The 3,295-nt window shown below is 41.7% G+C and carries 4 protein-coding genes and 1 pseudogene; 1 reads left to right on the forward strand and 4 read right to left on the reverse strand.

The window, feature by feature from the left end:
- Positions 1 to 223, forward strand: a pseudogene (locus ACTQ53_RS17275) (N-acetylmuramoyl-L-alanine amidase); the annotation flags it as partial.
- 127 nt (positions 224 to 350) lie between these two features.
- On the opposite strand, the gene ACTQ53_RS17280 reads toward ACTQ53_RS17275, so the two are convergent.
- From ACTQ53_RS17280 to ACTQ53_RS17295, 4 genes are all read right to left on the reverse strand, one after another.
- Complete coding sequence (locus ACTQ53_RS17280) at positions 351 to 839, reverse strand: hypothetical protein (protein WP_441934530.1); 489 nt, start codon at positions 837 to 839, stop codon at positions 351 to 353.
- Entirely contained in the window at positions 833 to 1,369 is a 537-nt protein-coding gene (locus ACTQ53_RS17285) for a type II toxin-antitoxin system antitoxin SocA domain-containing protein (RefSeq protein WP_294968377.1), read from the reverse strand. Before ACTQ53_RS17285 ends, ACTQ53_RS17280 begins: the two co-directional genes overlap by 7 nt.
- Positions 1,370 to 1,561: 192 nt before the next feature.
- On the reverse strand, positions 1,562 to 2,026 hold the full coding sequence (locus ACTQ53_RS17290) for a Coenzyme F420 hydrogenase/dehydrogenase, beta subunit C-terminal domain (RefSeq protein ID WP_441934532.1): 465 nt from the start codon (positions 2,024 to 2,026) through the stop codon (positions 1,562 to 1,564).
- 7 nt (positions 2,027 to 2,033) lie between these two features.
- Positions 2,034 to 2,810 carry a Coenzyme F420 hydrogenase/dehydrogenase, beta subunit C-terminal domain gene (locus ACTQ53_RS17295; RefSeq protein ID WP_441934534.1) on the reverse strand — a complete coding sequence of 259 codons (777 nt, stop codon included), beginning with the start codon at positions 2,808 to 2,810 and terminating at the stop codon, positions 2,034 to 2,036.
- Between the last annotated feature and the right edge of the window lie 485 nt (positions 2,811 to 3,295).

The following is a 3,295-nucleotide window of genomic DNA, read 5'->3' on the forward strand; positions in this document are numbered from 1 at the left end:
CAGCATCGGAATCTGCTACGAGGGTGGTCTCGACGAGAAAGGCAAGCCTGCCGACACTCGCACTCCTGCCCAGAAGGAATCTCTGGAAGACCTTCTCTACAGTCTCGCCCTAGACTATCCCGGTGCCGAGATTCTTGGCCATCGTGACCTCCCCTGGGTTCGCAAGAGCTGTCCTTGCTTCGATGTCAAGGAATGGCTGAAGGAAATCGACTTCCATCTCTAGAAAGCCCGGACAGTTCCCAGAAATTCGTGTTATTCGAGTTATTCGTATTCAAAATTATCCCAGCCTGTAGCAATACAGGCTGGGATTTTTATTATCCGTGAGATCTGTGTGCAGGTGTAACAATGCTTTATGGATTAATTTCATGATAAGGATCAAAAAAGAGAATGTGAATCATTCCATTCCTTCCTACCATAAAATATACCCTAGGATTTCTTATGTTTCTGGTTCTATCTGCATGGTTATGGTTGTTCGGGTCTAGCGCAAAATGGAAGATAAGCGGATTAGCCTTGGCTATCCTTGGGTCAATCTTATCGAATATCTTCTTGATATTGCCTCTAACATCCGTACGATAGAAATGAAGCTTATATCCCGCATTATCTCGAATGTCATTGATGGTTTGCTCAGAGAACTCTCTCATGCGCTCGAAATAAAGGTTTGCCTCATTTCCCTCAAACGACTGGTCAAATCCATATCCAGTTTTCCCAAGGTCTATCTGATTATATTGCACAGAGATGCATTGGTGCTGTGAATCCGTCAAATCTTCATAAGACAGATTCTCTGTCAATCGGGCAGGAAAGTCAAAATCCCTTGTATCCTCGTAATTCAAGTCTAGCATTTCTTCCCCCTATTCCTATCGTATCTCTGCTTATAATAATCGTGCATGGTATCCAGAGAAATTTCCACGCATGAGTAATCGTATGGCATCAGACCTTCACGCTTCTCGCTCCATGGCTTTTCGCTATGCGTCAAGAGGATAAGTTGGTTCTGGGTTCGTGACCCATAGAGCATGATGACACGTTCGGTCAGAGCTATCTCTTCCTTTTCCAAGCCCATTTTATCCAACAGCTGTTTTTCCTTAACAGCTGGGTCATCGCCATCAGCGACAAAGTTACTCATCTTCAAATGGTCACACATTCCTGGCACCATATCCTTATAGATACGATAAATCTCAGGATAAACAGGACCATTTACCCAAGCCTGTGGCGCACAATCAAACAATTGATTCTCTCGCCCAAAGCCTACCATATGCCAAGCCTGCTCATAATAGAGTATCTTTTGGAGTTTCAAAGGACTAACAGTCAATCCCTTCATCAGCATAGTTATGCCGACGTAAGATGCATAGTCCTTTATATCTACAGTTCTCATATTCTTCTTTTTTAAAAATCCAATTGCAAAGTTACCCTTTTCTCCCGAAACCTCCAAGCGAAATTGAGAAAAAAGCCCGGACAGTTCCCAGATATTCGTGCTATTCGAAATATTCGTGTTAAAAATCATCCCATCCCAGCTTGTAAGTCCTAAAAAGCTTATGGGTTGGGATTTTTTCTTTGTTTATTCACATCATTTCCCCAACGCTTTCTTTACCGCCTTTACGCCAGCATCGCCTAAGACTTGCTTTACAGCCCCCTTTACAAGGCGTTTCGTTTTATTCTTTATCCTTGAAGGCAATGAAATCTTCAAACAGATATCAACAGCATCCTTTATAGTTTTTCCTTGAGAAATTAAAGTAAAGAACAAGACTCGTTTAGGATGTGCATGCGTATGTTCATTGAATCCTCCATTGTATAGATGAGCCTTATCTAAAGTCGAGTTGCGTACCGTCATATTCAGACTATCAAAGTACCCTTTACCCTTTGAGCTATTTACAAGAACCAATCCAACACCCTTATCATCGTCAAACTCGGGAGCAATCAGGTTGATTCCCCAGAAATCCGCTATTGTTAAATCACTATGGTTTACACCATTTTTACACTTGCATGCATAACATGATGGACGCAAGTAAATGTCGGAAAGAAATCCTCGCATAAAAGGATTATCGTAGTGTATATCGGACGACAAAACGGAATTTTTTCCAGCCGCTCTCTGTTTTATCTCTAAACTTAATATCCCCTATGGGGGACGTTGCGTTTAGAGAAGAAAGCAAAACGGAATTTTTTCCAGCGGTCGCCTGAAGGCGACTCTGTTCGTTGGCATCATATCCTCCATAAGTTTCTGCCAAATATCTTCTCCAAACACCTGGGCTTGGAACTCCATGACAAAGGAAATCAACAGCCAACAAATTTTGGTATTGCTTGTTACGGAGATATGTTCGCAAACCAGCTATTTGGCACGGACTTCCGACAAACAGAACTTCACGTCCCTGCTTAAGAAAGCGCTCTGCATCTTTAAAGGAATTGCCTATCTTACTCTGAAGATATTTACTACCCATCATTGGATAAACGTCCTCTATCTTCTCTGCATAAACGTGATGTACTTCCCAGCTCTCATCATATACAGCTCCAAAAACGACACCGCCCTGATTGATAACCTCTCTTGCTAAAGGAAGAAAAACACCACCAGAAGAGCTGTTCATTCGCTCCTCCTCATCTGGATTCTTCACAGCAAGCACTTCCTGTACTGGCAGTTTATCTGCATGATTCAAGATTGGACATACTTTCTCGCACAATCCACACTTGATACAAGTCTCTTCATCCACCTGCGGATACAAGAAGCCCTCAGTATCCTCTTCCAATCTGATGCATTGTTTAGGACATCGCTGTACACAAGCTGCACATCCACAACAATTTTTCTTATCTGTTATATGTATCATCACTTTGAGAATTTATGTAGCATACCAAGAGCCTTAGCCTTAACAAATACTCGCTCATTGCTTGACAAGCCCAACGTATATGCTGTTAATGAAACAGAAAGGACACATACTATTCCAACTACGAAAAATCTAATCACCGTATCTTCCATATTAAAATAGACTAAAGCTGGAAGAATTACCGAAACAGCGATTACCAAAAGTACTGGTGAATAGATATATCTTAAATAATCTCTGATTCTAATTCCAATTAAAGGACGAAGCAGGAACATTCGTACAACCTGCGTCAAAGACTCCATCATAAAGTGTACTATGAATACAGAATATGCAGGAAGTCCCAACCAAAGGCATACGTACGAAACTGGTAATATCAACAATAATGAGCCCACTTTAAAAAGGGGCATATTTTGAATCCAGCATGACCAGTGTGGTCATTCAGAGTGAAACATAGCAATCGGCTCCGCTGGTGAATATCTGTCGAGAAATCG

It is taken from the genome of Prevotella sp. Sow4_E9_plate (assembly GCF_052116205.1).
GTDB lineage: Bacteria > Bacteroidota > Bacteroidia > Bacteroidales > Bacteroidaceae > Prevotella.